This is a genomic window from Halobacterium rubrum (assembly GCF_021729015.1).
Classification (GTDB): domain Archaea; phylum Halobacteriota; class Halobacteria; order Halobacteriales; family Halobacteriaceae; genus Halobacterium; species Halobacterium rubrum.
The window spans coordinates 200292-214723 of the sequence record NZ_JAJQQZ010000002.1; the positions used below are offsets into that span (position 1 = coordinate 200292).

A 14432-nucleotide genomic window follows, 5' to 3' on the forward strand; every position below is an offset into this window, starting at 1 on the left:
CGGAGGGCGTTCAGGGGTCGTCGCTGTCGCCGTCGTCGCCAGCAGTGCGCTCCCCGAGCCCGTAGCTCCCGCCGGCGAGCCCGGCAAGGGCACCGAGGACGCCGAACCCCGGACTGGTCGCGCCGGTCCCCGAATCCGCCTCCGCTCCCTCGTCGGCGTCGCCGTCGCGCCCATCGTCTCCCCCGTCGTCCGTCCCGCCCGAGTCTGTCGTCGGCTCTGGCACCTCGGTGGTCGCCGACTCGGTGTCCGTCGTCGTCTCGGTCTCGACGTCCTCCGGAATCGACCCGTCCTCGTTCGCGACGACCACCGTCTCCGTCAGTTCGCTCTCGGTGCCCCGGTCCGAGACGGCCGTCAGGGTGACCGACTGCTCGCCGGCCGAATCGAACGTGTACGTCACCGTCTCGCCGACGGCCGTGTCGCCGTTCCTGAAGTCCCAGAGGAAGTACTCGAGGTCGCGGGTCCCGCCGTCGGACCCCGATGCGTCGAGTTCGGCCGGCTCGCCGGCCGTCGGCGGCTCCGGAGACGCGTCCACCCGCAGCACCGTCTGGATGGTCTCGCCGAACTCGCTGACGTCCTCGCCGGCGATGGTGCGCTCGTGGAACGCCACCATGTCCCCGATGGCGGGCGCCGGATTGTGGCCGGTGTCCTCGTAGACCCGGAACTGTGCGTCCACGCCCGCCGCCTCGTAGGCCGCCTGCGAGCGCGGGAAGCGCTCCTCGATCATGTGGTCCCCGTAGACGTCCAGCGCTGTCTGCCGGAGGCCGTCGTCAGTCCACGCGTCGTCGTAGGGGATGGTGTCGTTGGCGTCCTCCGCGCCCATGAACAGGAACTGGTTGACGTCGTCGAGCGCGTCGAGGTCGACCGGCTCGCCCGTGAGTGCCTCGACGTCGGCGATGCCGACGTGGTACGGCAGCCGGTGGCCGTCGGCCTCCTCGAGGGGGAGAATCGGCATCCCGTTCAGGCCGCCGGCGGTCACCGACAGTACCTCGTCGGGGTGGAGCACCGTGAACCGGTCGACGAAGTTCCCAGACGCCGAGAACCCCGCGAGCAGCAGGCCGTCCGCCGTCTGGTAGTCCCGGTCGGCGAGCCGGCTCCGGGCGTCTTCGACCATGCGCAACACCTGCAGGTCTACTCGCTCCAGCGGCCCGTCCTCGATAGCCAGGGTCGTGTCGTCCAGGGCGTGGACGTAGTGCATGGCGTCGACCGGCTCGGTGCGCGGCCGCGGCAGCACCGGGACGACGTACGCCGCGCCGACTCCGTCGGCGACGGTGCGGCCCAGTCCGCCCTCGAGCGTGCGCTCGCCGGCTCGCCGCTGTACCGAGAAGTCGTCGGTCGCCTGCCCGGAGTTCGTCGGCTCCAGCACCACCGGCTTCGGGTCCTCGCTCTCGGCGGTGGCCGGCGCGTACAGGTAGTAGGGGTACTCGAACCCCGCGTCCGGGTCGGCCTCGACGAACGTCTTCGGGACGCCGTCGGTGCGGTCGCCCGAACCGTCGACTGTCACCTCGGCGAGCACTCGGGCGATGTTTTCGCCGCTCGACCGGTCGTAGAGGTTCGCCGAGACCTCCTGTGACTGCTCGGGCACGGGCGAGAGGCCGACCTCGTAGTCCGAGACCGACTCGCCGGCGTCGAACTGGACCGGGGCCGCGACCTCCTCGCTCCCCTCGCCAGTCGTCCGGAGCACGAACCGGGCGTCGACGTCCGTGCTGATCTCGGCGACGACGACCGTCCCGTCTGTCGCCGTCTGGTCTTCGAACGTGATCGAGGCCTCGGCGGACTGGCCTCGAGTCCGCCGGGGGCCCGTCCCGAGCGCCACGCCGGCAGAGAGGGCGGCGCCGGTCGTCTTCAGCAGTGTGCGTCGGTCCGTCGTCGTGTCTTCTGTGTGGTCCATAGCGTATCGAGAAAGCGACTGGAGGCAGTACGGGCGGGCCTCTCTCGGCCAGTTCAATCACTGTTTGGGTCGCCGCAGTTCGACGGCGTCTGTCGGTTCCCTGCGGCCCTCGGCAGCCCGACGGCCAGCGCGTGGCTTTTGCGTGTCCAGCGCCTGCCCTCTCGCGTGCAGGAACTCGAATCCGAACTCGAGGACGCCCGCGCCCTCGACGTGGCGGAGCTGGCGGACGCCATCGAGACCATCGGCTTCGAGTGCACGCGCTGCGGGGCGTGCTGCAAGAGCGAGTCGGAACCACGTTCCGACGAACCTGCGACCGGGGAGCGAAGCGACCCGGGAGCAGAGGAGGACGACCCGCACACGGCGACCGTCTTCCCCGACGAAGTGCGGGAGGTACAGGCCGCCGAGAGTGACGACCGGACGGAAGAGCGAGACCGCCGAAGCGGCGATGCCGCTTCGAGGTCTCGTTCACAGCGTTCACGAGACTGGCGCGACGTCGCGCGTCCGATGCCGTACGGCCTCGACGAGGACGGCGCGGGCGAGACCTTCGAGTGGGCGCTGCAGACCGACTCGTGTGGCGACTGCACGTTCTACGAGGAAGACGAGAATGGAACGGGGTCGTGTTCCGTGCACGGCAGCCGGCCGCTCATCTGCCAGACGTACCCGTTCAGCGTGGCGCTCGGCGGGACGACCCAGCCGATGGGCGAAGCCGTCGACAGCGTTGGCCTGGAAGGGCAACGAGAAGCCGGTGAAACCGGCGACGAGGAGGGGATGGTGCGTGCCCACGAGTGCGAGGGGCTCGGCCGCGACATCTCCCGGGAGGACGCCGAGTCGCTGGCGAGCGCGCTGAAAGAGCGGGCAGTCAGGGAACTTGAGGAAGCCATCGACGTCCGCGACAACTACGAGCCGGCGAATCCCGAACCCGGGGAGACGGTCGTCCACGACTCCGAAGGCGCCAAGCGCCCCGACGGGTCGACGTACGGCGAGTGACCCACAGCGAATCCGCGACTCGCCGCCTCCGGTGTGACAACGACTAAGTTCCGAGGGGGTGACATTCCGGTGGAGGTATTCGACATTGGAGATATCTGACGAACTGCTCTGTCTGTTCAACGCGGAAGTAACGGTCAAAGACGACGAGTACGTGGTCGAAGTCCCGAAGAGCGAGATCGAGACCGGCTCGGTCGACCCCGGCGACGTCTACCGGGTGGCGCTCATCGAGCGACACGGCGACGCGGGCGGCAGCGACGGCACGTCGTCCTCGACGTCCTCGACGTCGTCGTCCTCGGCGTCCACTGGAGCGTCCTCGGAACCCCAGCCCCCCGTCGAGGAGGGCGAGATTCGCTACGTCGAGATCGAGGACATCGGCAAGCAGGGCGACGGCATCGCCCGCGTCGAGCGCGGCTACGTCATCATCGTGCCCGACGCCGAGATCGGCGAGCGCGTCAAAGTCGAAGTCACCGAAGTGAAGTCGAACTTCGCGGTCGGCGAGATTATCGACGAAGAGTACTGACGACGGCGGCGGCGCCACGGCGATCACTGGCGTCGACCTCGACGGCCCGCTCGGGCCGGCGACTCGTTCTCAGGGACGCGTGAACTTCCCGAGGTCCACGTCTTCGACGCTCGGCGAGGAGTCGTGGGGCCGGTCGACGAGGATGTCGCCGGCCGTACTGGACCCGATGCCGGGAATCGCGGTGAGTTCGTCCATCGTGGCGTCGTTGACGTCCAGCGGGTGGGGGATGCCGGTGACCGACCGGTAGCCGTGGTCGGTGATGGCGACGTCGATAGTCTGGCCGAGTTCGCGCTCGCCCGGGATGCCGACGAGCAGCGAGTACGTGCCGAGCTGGCGGCCGAACGTCTTGCCGTCCTGGTGGTACTCGAGGGTGACGTCTTTCAGGACCGTGCCCGGCGGGACGACGCGCTGGAGCATCGCGTTGTCGATGGTCTCCCGGACCTCGGTCTTGTACTGCTTGAACAGTTGCTTGTGGTTCTCGGCGAGGTCGACGCCGGTCTCGGCCATCTCGGTGCCCTCGAAGGCCATGACCTGCCGGATGTTGATGCGGCGCACCATCAGCCCCTCGTCGAGGAGGCTCTGGAGGAACTGCTTGTTGTGCTCGAAGGTCTCCGCGCGCTCGCCGGTGAGGCCGTGCACGAGGTTGATGCCCGGCAGGAGTTTCGGCAGCCGGTCGGGGGAACCGTCGCCCCACGACGGCGCGTCCTCGGGGGACTCGCCGGGCCGCCAGCCGCCGACCTCGTTCACGACGCGGACGGCTTCGAGGCACTCTTCGGCGCTCACGAGGAGGTTGTTCTCCTCCTGGACGAGCGGGTCCGCCGACTCGAGGCCGAACGCCGCCGTGTCACCGGGCGTGTTGTGTTCGGCGATGATGCGGATGGCTTCCCGGGACTGCTCGGGGTAGTCCACGATGGTCACCGGGTTCATGTTGTCGAGGTGCAGCGTCCCGAGGTCGGGCGCGACCTCCCGGATGCCGGCGTACAGGCGCTCGATGGCGTCCGGGTTCGGCGCCTCGCCGTCGCCGCCGAACGCGAGGATGTCGGCCTGCCGGCCCAGCCGGAAGTGCCGGGCACCGTGGTCGTACAGTTCGCCGACCTCCCTGACGACGGAGTCGGCCGACCGGAACGAGGGGTCGCCGTACATCGGCTCCGTGCAGAACGAACACCGGTACGCGCAGCCCCGCGAGGTCTCCATCTCGCAGATGAGGTACTCGGGGTAGTTCGGGTGCTGCTCGACGACGAACGCGCCCTTCGCCGCCCACCGGTCGATCTCCTCGTTGTCCCGGTAACGGTCCTCGAAGCCCTCCAGCCCGCTGTTCACGAGGTCGTAGGCGGCCGCTTCGATGTCCGCCATCGCGAGGAAGTCGAAGTCGAGGTCGGAGCGCTCCATCTCCTGGGCGCCGGCGTTCTCCTCGCCGACGCCGAACCGCACGGGCCCGCCCATCACGCTCGTGCCGTCGGCCAGCCACGCCAGTTCCCGGACCTCGTCTGGTTCGGCGGGCGTGCCGCCGACGTACTTCCCGGGGACCGTCATCCCGCCGACGTACACGAACAGGTCGGCGTCCGCCACGTCGTTGAACTTCGACTTGTCCTCACGGAGTTCGTCGATGGTGTGGTAGGTGACGTTCTCGGGGTCGACGCCCGCGTCCACCAGCGCGCCGGCGGTGTACCGGGGGTACGTCGAGATGTACGGCGGCACCCCGAAGTGCGCGGGCTCGTCGACGTAGCCGTCCACGAGCGTCACGTCCAGCTCCTCGGGGGCAATCATACACTGGCGTTGGGTGTCGACGCGTAAGAACGTGACTACACGTAGATGCGGGCCTCCAGCGAGTCCGGCTCGTGGCCCCAGTCACCGTGGTTCCGGAACACTGCGACCGCCGCGAGCAGGCTGTCGAGGGCGTCCCCGTCGGTGTCGTCGAGGTAGCGCTGGCGAAGCCCCCCGGGAATCGACACGTCCGCGAGCGCCGCGAGGCCGTCGAGGTTCCGGGCGCGACGAGTCTGGTGGGACTCACCCGTCCCCTTGTAGCCCTCACGGCAGAGTCCGAGCGCGTCCAGCACGCCGGCGGGGTACGTCTCGGCGACGGCCGGCCCGCCGGCCGCAGGCGGGTCGAAGGGCACGACTTGCGCGTCGTCCGCGACTTCGGCGAGCACGTCGGCGACGCCGTGGTAGGTCTGGTGCTGGACGAAGAAGTGGTACGGCGAGAACGCGCCGTGCTCGCGGTCCGTATCCCGCTTCAGGTACGTGGTGCCGTCGGCGTTCGCGTTCGTCCACTCTACACAGACCTCGGCGAAGGCGTCGGCGTCTCTGCAGTCCGCGACGGCGTCGACGACGTCGCGCCACGTCGCTGCGTCGAACGCGCCCTCGGCGACGGCTCGCGGGACGGCGAACGGGAAGTCGAAGCCGAAGGCGGTCGCGTCGGGCTGGCTCCGGACGAACGCCGCGAGCGCGGCGAGTGTCGGCCCCCTGTCGGTCTTGGGTTCGCCGTCGTAGTAGTCGGCGAGAACGTCGGGGGCGCGCCCGCAGTCTCGGACGCGAAACGCGCCGTCCTCGACGCTCGCCTCAGTCAGCCAGACGCTCTCGCCGGCGCACTTCGCGCCGCTGAAGTCGACGCCGTATATCGTGTCGACGGCCACACGCGAGTGTCTCAGTACTCGGCCGTAGCTCTTGTCCCCACACGGCGGTGTTGCTGGAGCGCGCAGGCGGCCAGCGTGAGGGCGGCGCCGACGGTCGCCGTCCGGACGTACGTGAAGGCGGTTTCGGCGGCGGCGAGCAGTGCGTCGCCGACGGCCGCGGGGACGGCGGGGGCCTCGGCGACGAGTGCGACGTCTGCCACCGAGAGGGGGACGACGGTGAGCAGCGCGCCGGCGAGGAACAGCCGCCTCGCCGTGCCGGCTTCGAGCGCGAACAGTAGCCCGACGAGCGTCGGGTAGGAGAGCACGGCGTAGAACGGCTCCAGCGGGAACGCCACCAGCATCGCGGTGAGCACGGCGTGGAGGCCGACGAGGCGGTCCGTAACGGTCGCAGTGACCCGGTTCGCGGCGGCGACGACTGGCGCGAGGACGGTGAGGCTCGCGGCGAGCAGCTGGCTGCCGGAGAGTCCGGGCGCCACGGCGGCGAACTGCCGCCGGAGGGTGGCGTACGGCTCCGAGGGGTCGGGGCCGTCGGGGAACGTGGCGACGTTCGTCTCGCCGGTGAGGACAGTGGTGGCGAACGTCTCGTAGGCGTCGACGCCGAACAGCGGGAGGCCGGCGAGCAGGACGCCCGTGCCGACAGCCGTCGCTGCGGCGACGGCGCGCCACGCGCGCTGGCGGAGCAGCCACGCGCCCGCCAGCGCCGGGAACAGTTTGACGAGCGCAGCCCCGGCGAACAGCGCGCCGCTGGCCCACTCGCGGTCGGCTTCGAGCGCGAGCGCGCCGGCGCCGAGTGCGGCGGCGAGGGCGGGGTTGACCTGGCCGTTCACGAGGTTCACGACCGACGGCGGGCTGGCGAGGACGGCAGCGCCGACGAGCCAGCGGTCGGTGCGGTCGAGGCTGGCGCCCGCACGCTCGGCGAGGCGGACCCCCGTCACGGCGACGGCGGCGAGCGCCAGCACGCCGACGAGCAACTGGTAGGCGTACGCGAGCGTGGCGTCCCCCAGCAGGGCGTTCGGGAGGAACGCGACGGCGACCGGCGGCGGGTAGAGGAACCCCACGTCGTAGAGGGGCTGGCCGGCGAGGACAGCGCGGCCGGCGGCGTAGTAGGCGTCGCTGGCGAGCGCGACCTGCCCGGGGTTCGCCGTCGGGAAGGCTGCTGCCGTCGGAATCCCGGCGAGGACTGCGGCAGCCAGCACCAGCCGAGATGCGTGCGCGGCGACGAACCGGCGGCCGCGAGCGGGGAGCGAGCGGAGGCGGCGAGTCGCTTGCACGGGAGAGCGAGCCACCGCCGGCCACTTGCCTGTTCCGGCGAGGGGGTCGTTCTCGCCCCGGCCACCCCCTTTTTGGCCGCGGCGCTCCAACAGAAGCGTATGCCAGCTACGCTTGAGGTTCGCTGCGACAACGGGGACTGCGAGATGGACATGTTCGAACTCCACTACACCTACGACATGCCCGACGACGTCGGCGTCGCCGACTTCTCGTGTCCGTACTGCGGGACCACTGACGACCTCGCGGAGATCGAGCTATGAAGGGCAAAGACTTCGCGGAGTCCGTCGGCAGCGAGGTCCTGAAGCGCGCGGGGCGTGCGGCCTCCCGGTTCCAGGAGGAGTCGCCGCTGCCCGTCGACATGCTGGAGGGCGACGACGAGTACCTGCTCGTGTTCGACGCGCCGGGCGCCGACGCCAGCGACGTCCAGGTGAGCTACGAGGGCAGCGAGGTCCACGTGCGGGTCGACCGCTTCCGGGGGTTCCGTGAGGGCTTCGAGATGGTGTTCCCGGGTCGCGGGCTCACACTGGAGGGGAGCGCGACGCTGCCCGAGGACGCCGTCGTGGACGCCGAGTCGGCGCGCGCAGAGCTGAAAGACGACGGCACGCTGTACGTGTTCCTGCCGAAGCGCGGCGACGACGCGACCACCATCGACGTCACCGCGTCCGCCCCCGAGGAGCACGGAGACGAGCCAGCGCACGGTGACGACCACGAGAGCGACGACGACCACCACGACGAGGAAAGCGAGGACGCGTCCGGCGACGGCGACGAGGCGTAGCGCCGCCTACTCGACGGCCATCCCTTCGACGACGTCGAACGACTTGGTGCCGTCGAATCGCGCCGGGTCGAACGCCGGAATCCCCTCGCCGTCGAGGACCTGTTCTGCGATCACTTCGCCGGTGGCGGGAGCGCGCATGAAGCCGTGGCCCTGCCAGCCGGCGGCGACGTAGAGGCCGTCGCGGAGTTCGCCGAGCAGCGGGTCGCGGTCGGGCGTAGCGGTACAGAGGCCGGCCCACGCGCGCTCGACGTCGGGGTGGTAGCCCGGGAACCGGTCGCGGAGCCGGTCGTCCATCGCGTCGACGAACCAGTCGTCGCCGTCCCGGTCGTAGCCGTCGGGGCTGGCCTCGACGGGCTCGGTGCCGTCGCCGGCGAGCAGGCCCTCTGGATGCGGCCGAGCGTAGTAGCCGGCCGTGGCGTCGTACACGGTCGGCAGCCCCTCACCGGGTGCGTCTGCCGTGAGTGCCTGCACCCGGTAGGGTTTCAGCGGCACCGGGACGCCTGCGTCTGCGAGCACCTGTTTCGTGTGCGCGCCGGCGGCGACCACCACGTCGTCGTAGCCGGTGCCGTTGACTGCGACCGGGTCGACCGCAACGGTCGCCGGTTCGTGCTCGCGAATCTCGACGCCCTCGTCGCGCGCGAGGTCGGCGAGGAGGTCGGCGTACGCGCTCGTGTCGACGACGGCGGCGTCCCGGGCGATTGCGGCCTCGACGACGTCGTCCGCGCGGAGCGCCGGGAACTCGACGGCGAGGTCGTCGCCGTCGACGCGCTCGACGGCACGGCCGTGGCGCTGCATCGCGGCCACCTGCTTGCGGATAGCGTCGGCTTTCGCGCCCGGTTCGGTGACGAACCAGACGTACGGCGTCACGGTGAACTCGAAGTCCCCGCGGCCGGAGAATTCGCGGAAGCGCTCGACGGCGCGGGCAGCGACCCGCGCGTCGACGTCCTCGGCGAACGCGTCGTAGCAGATGCCGGCCGCGCGCCCCGTGCTCGCGGCGGCCACGGTCTCCCGTTCGTACACCGTCACGTCAGCGCCACGGGCGGCGAGGTCGTGGGCGGCCGTCAGGCCGACCGCGCCGGCGCCGACCACGGCGACCCGGCGCGCTGGCCCTGCGTCAGCGTCGTCGTCGTCCATGCAGGCTGGTGGGCGCGCGACCCCGATAACTCCCGTGGACGCGCCGAACCGGCGCCCTCGGTCAGTTTCACTTTCACTCCGGACGGGTGGCCTTCAAGCCCGTTCCGGGTGCACGAAGAGGTATGCCTGTTCAGACGCGCCGCTCGGAGCGACCGTCCACGAGCGACCGCCACCGCGTCGAGGTGTCGGAGATGACCGCCGCCGGCGTCGCCGCCTACGCGGACACCCACGACGACGCCTACATCGAGCGCCGCGGCGGCCGGACGTTCGTCGTCACGCGCGAGTGAAGGCGTCGAGGCCGCGAGCGGGGTACGCGACCACGTGGTCGGCGCCTGCCTCCCGGAGCGCCGTCACGCGTTCCCGGACCGTCTCCCGGTCGCCCACGAGCGCGTAGTCCCGCACGGCCTTCGACAGCACCTCGCGGGCGCGGCCGTCGGCGGCCGCGCCCGTCTCGGCGTCGTCGGGGAGCGCGCGCCGCACGGGCCCCCGGCGGGCGGTGTAGTCCCCGACCGCGTCCAGAATCTCGTTCTCGTCGTCGGTGAGCACGGTGGGCGCGTAGACGGCGACGTCGCCGTCGAAGCCCGCCGCGCGCAGCCCGTGGAGGTCGCGCTCGGTGCCTCGCGAGAGCAGTTCGAACTGGGTAGCGCCAGTGGCGAGTGCGGCGCGCTCCACGCCCTCTGTGCCCACCCAGGCGTCGCCGGTCGCCGCCTCGACGGCGGCGCCGAGCCTGGGGGCGACCGCGCGGCTGGACTCCTCGTCGGTGAGGTAGGCGCCGTGGCCCGCGACCAGCACGCGCCCGAGACTTTCGGGGAGGTCGGCGGCCAGCGAGTCGTCCCCGAGGGGGTCGAAGCCGTCCGCTCGTACGGGCGTCGTCAGTCGAATCTCGCGGCTGTCTCCCGCGAGAGCGGCGAGCCCGTCGAGGTCGGGGAGGTGCTCGCGGCCCTCGTAGTCGACCGTCACGGTGCCGACGGAGTCGGCCAGATGCTCGATGCGCCGCCAGTCGTGTTCGGCGGGTTTCACTGCGACCGCGTCGATGCCCGCGACCGCGGCGTGGGCGTCGCTACTGGGACTCAGCACGACGAACCACCCCGGGTCGCGAGACTGGTTGTAGTACTAGAACAGTGCCGGAACTCGATCCATCGTCTCTGCGACCATACCCGGGGTACCGTGTCCGAGGGGAAAAGCGTGTCGTCAGGGGCGGAGTCTGCGCGAGAGCTGCCACGCGTCGTGGCCGACCTCGCCGGGGTGTGGCAGCCCGAGCCTGAACCGCAGGCGGTCCTGTCGCTTCAGCGGCTCGAACGCACGGGGCTCCTCCAGCCCCCAGACCTCGACGCGGGGCGCGGCGGCGCCGGTGGCGTCGAGGACCGCGTTTGCGGCGCGCCGCCCGGCCTCGCTTGCGGCCTCCATCGTCGCGAGGTCGGTGTCGACGCGCGCGTAGTCGCCCGCGACAGCGAGGTTCGGCGCCTCGGTGTCCGGGTCCGGGCGGTTCCGGAGGCTGTCGACGGTGTTGATGACCAGCGGGGAGTCGTTCCGGAGCCCCTCAGGGGTCTCCGAGAGCTCGGGGTCGAGGAAGTGCGAGACGCGCGCGTCGTCGGGCAGCGTGTCCTCGCCGAGGTGGGCCTGCACCTGCGCCCAGATCTCCTCGACGGCCTCCTCGCGGGTGCACTCCCGCCCGGGCTTGTCGTACAGGACGCCCGGGGTGTCCCAGTCGGAGGCGATGACCGACAGCACGCCCTCGACGTCGCCGTCCGACCGCGCTTCGAGGTCGTGGTCGGCCCAGAACTGACGCTGGCTCACCGACGTGATGGCCCACGGCGAGTCGACGTAGACGGCGTGCCCGCCGACGACCTCGATGTCGCGGTCGAGGTAGAACTGGACGCCGTTCATCCACGCCGTCTCGACGCGCTCGACGCCACTCAGCGAGCGCGCCGCGCGCCGCAGCTCGGGCGTCAGCAGCTCCGGGAGGACGTCGACGGGGAGCGCGGCGACGTACTGGTCGGCCGTCACGGTCTCGCCGTCGACCTCGACGCCCGTGACTCGGTGGCCGTCGCTGTGGATGGCGGTCACGGGGCTCTCCAGCCGGACGTCGACGCCCTGCGCGTCGAGGTACTCGTGCCACGGGTCGAGCCACACCTCGCTGGTCGGGCCGTCCAGCACGCGCTCGGCGGGCGCGTTCGGGTCGAGTTGGCCGAGCAGCAACTGGAGGTAGATGGTGCCGACGGTGCGCGCGCTGCCCTTCTCCGGGCGGAGCGCGACCAGCGACTGCGTGGACTGCGCGAGGTGTTTGCGGTACGCCGGCGACATCTCGTCGGCGTCGATGAACTCCCACCACGACTGCTGCTCGAACTCCTGTTCGCGGCGCTCGTCGCAGCTGGTCAGCAGGACCGCCAGTCGGCTGACGAAGTGCGCCAGCTCCCGGCGCGGGACCTCGCCGCCGGCAATCTGGGGCTGGAGGGCGTCCAGCCACTCCCGGGGCGTCGACGGGCGTTCCGTGGACGCCACCGCGCCCTCACCGTCCGTGTTCGCGATGAGCGTCTCCGTGGTGGGCACGAGGTGGTCGGCGACCGACCGCCCGTCGCCGTCCGGGATGCGCTCCATCGTCTCCACGACGTTCGTGTAGTACGCCGGGAAGAAGCGGAAGCCGTGCTCGCCGAGCAAACCGTCGTCGCCGGCGTCGTCGTCGACGGGCATCGAGCGCGCCTTCCCGCCGACGCGGTCGTTGGCCTCGTAGACGGTCACGTCGTACCCGCGTTCGGCGAGCTCCATGGCCGCCGTCAGCCCGGCGATTCCTCCCCCCAGTACGGCCACGCGGCGCGACTCTGGCATGGCCGTCTAGTGGGGCCGACCGGACTTCAGGCTACCCCCCACCGGCGGGCGTCGCCGGGTCTCCGGCGCGCTCGTCTCTCACTCCGGGTAGTCCGGGTCCAGTTCCACGACCTCCGGGTCGCGGTCCGGCGGCGTCCAGCCGGCAGCGAGGTCGAGGAACTGCACGAGGATGCGGGCCGTCGCCCCCCAGACTGTGTAGCCGTCCACGTGGAAGAAGTGCACCAGAGCCTCGCCGTACTCGGGGTGCGTGCGCTTCTCGAGTTCGTAGTTCGACGAGTCCGTCAACCCCGAAATCGGGAGCACGGCGACCTCCTCGACCTCGCGCTCGTCGGGGTCGTACTCGCGGCCCGGCACCCGGGCGACGAACGGCGTCACCGAGTAGTCGGTGATGGTGGCGATGTCGTCGAGCTGGCCGACGAACCGGACCTCCGACCGCCGCAGCCCGATCTCCTCCTCGGCTTCCCGGGCGGCCGTGTCCCGGAGGTCGACGTCGCTGGGCTCCCGGCCGCCGCCGGGGAAGCTCATCTGGCCGGGATGCTCGCCGAGGTGGTCGGCGCGTTTCGTGAACACGAGCGCTGGCTCGCCGTACGCGCTGCCGTCACCGTCGGCCCCGCCGCTCGTCGGGCCGCTCCAGCCGCCGTCCCGCTCGCTGTCCTCGTCGACGACCGGCACGAGCACGGCGGCGTCCCGGTCCTGGTCGGTGACGCGGACCGGCCGGTGGGCGGCTACCCCGGAGAGGTCCATGTCGGAGGCGACGGGGGCGACGGCCTTAATTCACGCGTCTACCGCAGTCCCTGCTCAGTCGCCGTCCGCGAGCGCCGCGCGGACGTCCGCGAGGTCGACCGGCGCCCACGCCTCGGCGTCGTACGTGACGTCCACGAGGTAGCGCGCGCGGTCGCTGCCCGCCTCGGCGTGGTCGGCGTCCGTCGTCAGCCGGTTCCGCACCGCCGCTGCGAGTTCCTCGCGGGAGATGTCTCGGCGGTCCACGTTGCCGAGAATGTGCGGGAGGTCCTCGGCGCCGTCCGGCGGCTCCGGAAACGCGACGGGGCCGGGCGCGAACACCTCGGTCGCCTCGTTGTCGTCGCTCGCTGCGCTCTCGACGCCGACGAGGTAGTAGTCCCGGACCGCCTCGTCGACGTCGGCGTCGATGTCCTCGTCCCGCCGGAACGACAGCTCGTCGAGGGCGCGGTCGAACTCCTCGCGCGTCAGTCCGCCGAAGAGGTCCGCGATGCCCGCCAGGTGGTCGCCGTCCATGCCTCCGGGTGGCCGCCGCCCCCGCTTCAATCTGGTGCGTCGTCGGCGTCCTCGCTGGCGGCGGCGGCGACCGCCCCGGGGTCCAGCGGGGCGTCGTCCCACGCCGGCAGCCGGGTGTCCTCGCCCGGCGGCTGGACGGCCTCGGCGTACGTCCCAGTCTGGTCGCGCTCGCCCTCGGCGTCGTACTCGAAGCCGTTGAACGCGGCGTCGGCGCCGTACGCGCGGACGAACCGGCCGGCGTGCTCGCGGTAGCGCTCGCGGACTGCGTCGTACTCGACGTCGACGCCGGCGTCCTCGACGGCGCGGAACAGCGCGGCGCCGACGCCCTCGCTCATCTCCGAGAGCCCCGTCGGCCCGGAGACGGCGCGGTGGTCGTGCTCGTAGCGCCCGAGGTCGACCTGTGCGGCGCCGTCGAGGCCCGCGAGCCGGTAGGCCTCCCCGAGTGTCCCGACCTCGAGGCCCCACTCGCGCTGCACGCGCAGGCCGCGAGCGGTCTCGCTGGTCAGCCCGCACTCGCCGGCGAGCGCGTACCGGAACGACCCCAGGAAGTCCAGCACGTCGTGGTCGTGGGTGTCCTCGAGGGCAGCGACGAGGGGCTCGTAGAACAGCCGGAACAGCCGGCCGTACAGCCGGTCGTTCTCCACGCGAGCGTAGTACCCCTTCGAGAACTCGAAACCGTCCGCCAGCGGGAACAGCAGCTTGCGGACGTCCCGGGCCTCGTAGGTGTCCGTGTCGGCGTCGTGCAGTACGACGAAGTCCTGGCGGGCGGCGACGCCGAGCGCCAGCCAGACGTCTCGGCCCTTCCCGCGAGCGCCGTCGAGGTCGGCGTCGGCGAGCAGTTCCCCCACTCGGGGGCCGTCACACCACAGCAGGGTGAGGTCGAGGTCGAAGCCGGCGAGCCACTCACGGAAGTCCGGGACGCGCTCGGCGGGCGCTCGCAGCGGCACGACGACCTCCGCGGGGTCGACGCGCTCCAGCTCCGAGAACACGCGCTCGGTCGCGAGGCTGGCGTACTCGCGGTCGGTCATCGGAACGACGACCGCAGCGCGACCCGCTGGCGCCGGCGGGTCGGCGTCGCCGTAGTCGTGGAGCGTCGCCACGCGCTCCTGCGTGTAGTCCATACGCTACGGGCAGGGGCGCCGGGGG

Annotated in this window: 15 protein-coding genes; 5 read left to right on the forward strand and 10 right to left on the reverse strand. The window is 71.5% G+C overall.

Features of this window, described 5'->3' with window-relative positions; all coding sequences use genetic code 11:
* Positions 1 to 10: 10 nt before the first annotated feature.
* The gene (locus LT971_RS08565; RefSeq protein WP_237006509.1) at positions 11 to 1888 is read right to left on the reverse strand and encodes a PKD domain-containing protein; all 1878 of its coding nucleotides are present in this window, start codon (positions 1886 to 1888) and stop codon (positions 11 to 13) included.
* Positions 1889 to 2053: 165 nt separating this feature from the next.
* On the opposite strand from LT971_RS08565, the gene LT971_RS08570 reads away from it, so the two are divergent.
* Both LT971_RS08570 and LT971_RS08575 read left to right on the forward strand, forming a co-directional pair.
* Positions 2054 to 2875: a YkgJ family cysteine cluster protein gene (locus LT971_RS08570; protein WP_237006510.1), complete on the forward strand. Its 822-nt coding sequence runs from the start codon at positions 2054 to 2056 to the stop codon at positions 2873 to 2875.
* 85 nt (positions 2876 to 2960) lie between these two features.
* On the forward strand, positions 2961 to 3395 hold the full coding sequence (locus LT971_RS08575; RefSeq protein WP_237006511.1) for a TRAM domain-containing protein: 435 nt from the start codon (positions 2961 to 2963) through the stop codon (positions 3393 to 3395).
* 69 nt (positions 3396 to 3464) lie between these two features.
* On the opposite strand, the gene LT971_RS08580 is transcribed toward LT971_RS08575, so the two are convergent.
* From LT971_RS08580 to LT971_RS08590, 3 genes are read right to left on the reverse strand one after another with little or no spacing between them, the layout of a single operon-like run.
* Positions 3465 to 5162 carry a radical SAM protein gene (locus LT971_RS08580; protein WP_237006512.1) on the reverse strand — a complete coding sequence of 566 codons (1698 nt, stop codon included), beginning with the start codon at positions 5160 to 5162 and terminating at the stop codon, positions 3465 to 3467.
* 35 nt (positions 5163 to 5197) lie between these two features.
* Entirely contained in the window at positions 5198 to 6028 is an 831-nt protein-coding gene (locus tag LT971_RS08585) for a DUF429 domain-containing protein (RefSeq protein ID WP_237006513.1), read from the reverse strand.
* Between the two features lie 11 nt (positions 6029 to 6039).
* Positions 6040 to 7299, reverse strand: a complete 1260-nt coding sequence (locus LT971_RS08590) for a glycosyltransferase family 87 protein (protein WP_237006514.1) — start codon at positions 7297 to 7299, stop codon at positions 6040 to 6042.
* Between the two features lie 99 nt (positions 7300 to 7398).
* Between LT971_RS08590 and LT971_RS08595 the strand changes: the two genes are divergently transcribed.
* Together LT971_RS08595 and LT971_RS08600 are read left to right on the forward strand one after the other, a co-directional pair.
* Positions 7399 to 7557: a DUF7559 family protein gene (locus LT971_RS08595; RefSeq protein WP_237006515.1), complete on the forward strand. Its 159-nt coding sequence runs from the start codon at positions 7399 to 7401 to the stop codon at positions 7555 to 7557.
* Entirely contained in the window at positions 7554 to 8072 is a 519-nt protein-coding gene (locus LT971_RS08600) for an Hsp20/alpha crystallin family protein (protein ID WP_237006516.1), read from the forward strand. The genes LT971_RS08595 and LT971_RS08600 overlap by 4 nt, the downstream gene beginning before the upstream one ends.
* 6 nt (positions 8073 to 8078) lie before the next feature.
* Here the strand turns inward: LT971_RS08600 and LT971_RS08605 are convergent, their stop codons facing one another.
* Positions 8079 to 9206 (reverse strand): NAD(P)/FAD-dependent oxidoreductase, encoded by a 1128-nt coding sequence (locus tag LT971_RS08605; protein WP_237006517.1) that lies wholly within the window; start codon positions 9204 to 9206, stop codon positions 8079 to 8081.
* Between the two features lie 122 nt (positions 9207 to 9328).
* Here LT971_RS08605 and LT971_RS08610 point away from each other — a divergent pair, with 122 nt between their 5' ends.
* Positions 9329 to 9493: a hypothetical protein gene (locus LT971_RS08610; protein WP_237006518.1), complete on the forward strand. Its 165-nt coding sequence runs from the start codon at positions 9329 to 9331 to the stop codon at positions 9491 to 9493.
* Here LT971_RS08610 and LT971_RS08615 read toward each other — a convergent pair.
* The 5 genes from LT971_RS08615 to LT971_RS08635 form a co-directional block, all read right to left on the reverse strand.
* Positions 9480 to 10283 carry a DUF7388 family protein gene (locus LT971_RS08615; RefSeq protein WP_237006519.1) on the reverse strand — a complete coding sequence of 268 codons (804 nt, stop codon included), beginning with the start codon at positions 10281 to 10283 and terminating at the stop codon, positions 9480 to 9482. The genes LT971_RS08610 and LT971_RS08615 overlap by 14 nt on opposite strands.
* Before the next feature lie 114 nt (positions 10284 to 10397).
* Complete coding sequence (locus LT971_RS08620; protein WP_272904765.1) at positions 10398 to 12032, reverse strand: hydroxysqualene dehydroxylase; 1635 nt, start codon at positions 12030 to 12032, stop codon at positions 10398 to 10400.
* A 78-nt stretch (positions 12033 to 12110) separates the two neighbouring features.
* Positions 12111 to 12776 carry an NUDIX hydrolase gene (locus tag LT971_RS08625; RefSeq protein ID WP_237006520.1) on the reverse strand — a complete coding sequence of 222 codons (666 nt, stop codon included), beginning with the start codon at positions 12774 to 12776 and terminating at the stop codon, positions 12111 to 12113.
* 54 nt (positions 12777 to 12830) lie between these two features.
* The gene (locus LT971_RS08630; protein ID WP_237006521.1) at positions 12831 to 13286 is read right to left on the reverse strand and encodes a DUF7109 family protein; all 456 of its coding nucleotides are present in this window, start codon (positions 13284 to 13286) and stop codon (positions 12831 to 12833) included.
* 26 nt (positions 13287 to 13312) lie between these two features.
* Complete coding sequence (locus LT971_RS08635) at positions 13313 to 14407, reverse strand: glycosyltransferase family protein (protein WP_237006522.1); 1095 nt, start codon at positions 14405 to 14407, stop codon at positions 13313 to 13315.
* Between the last annotated feature and the right edge of the window lie 25 nt (positions 14408 to 14432).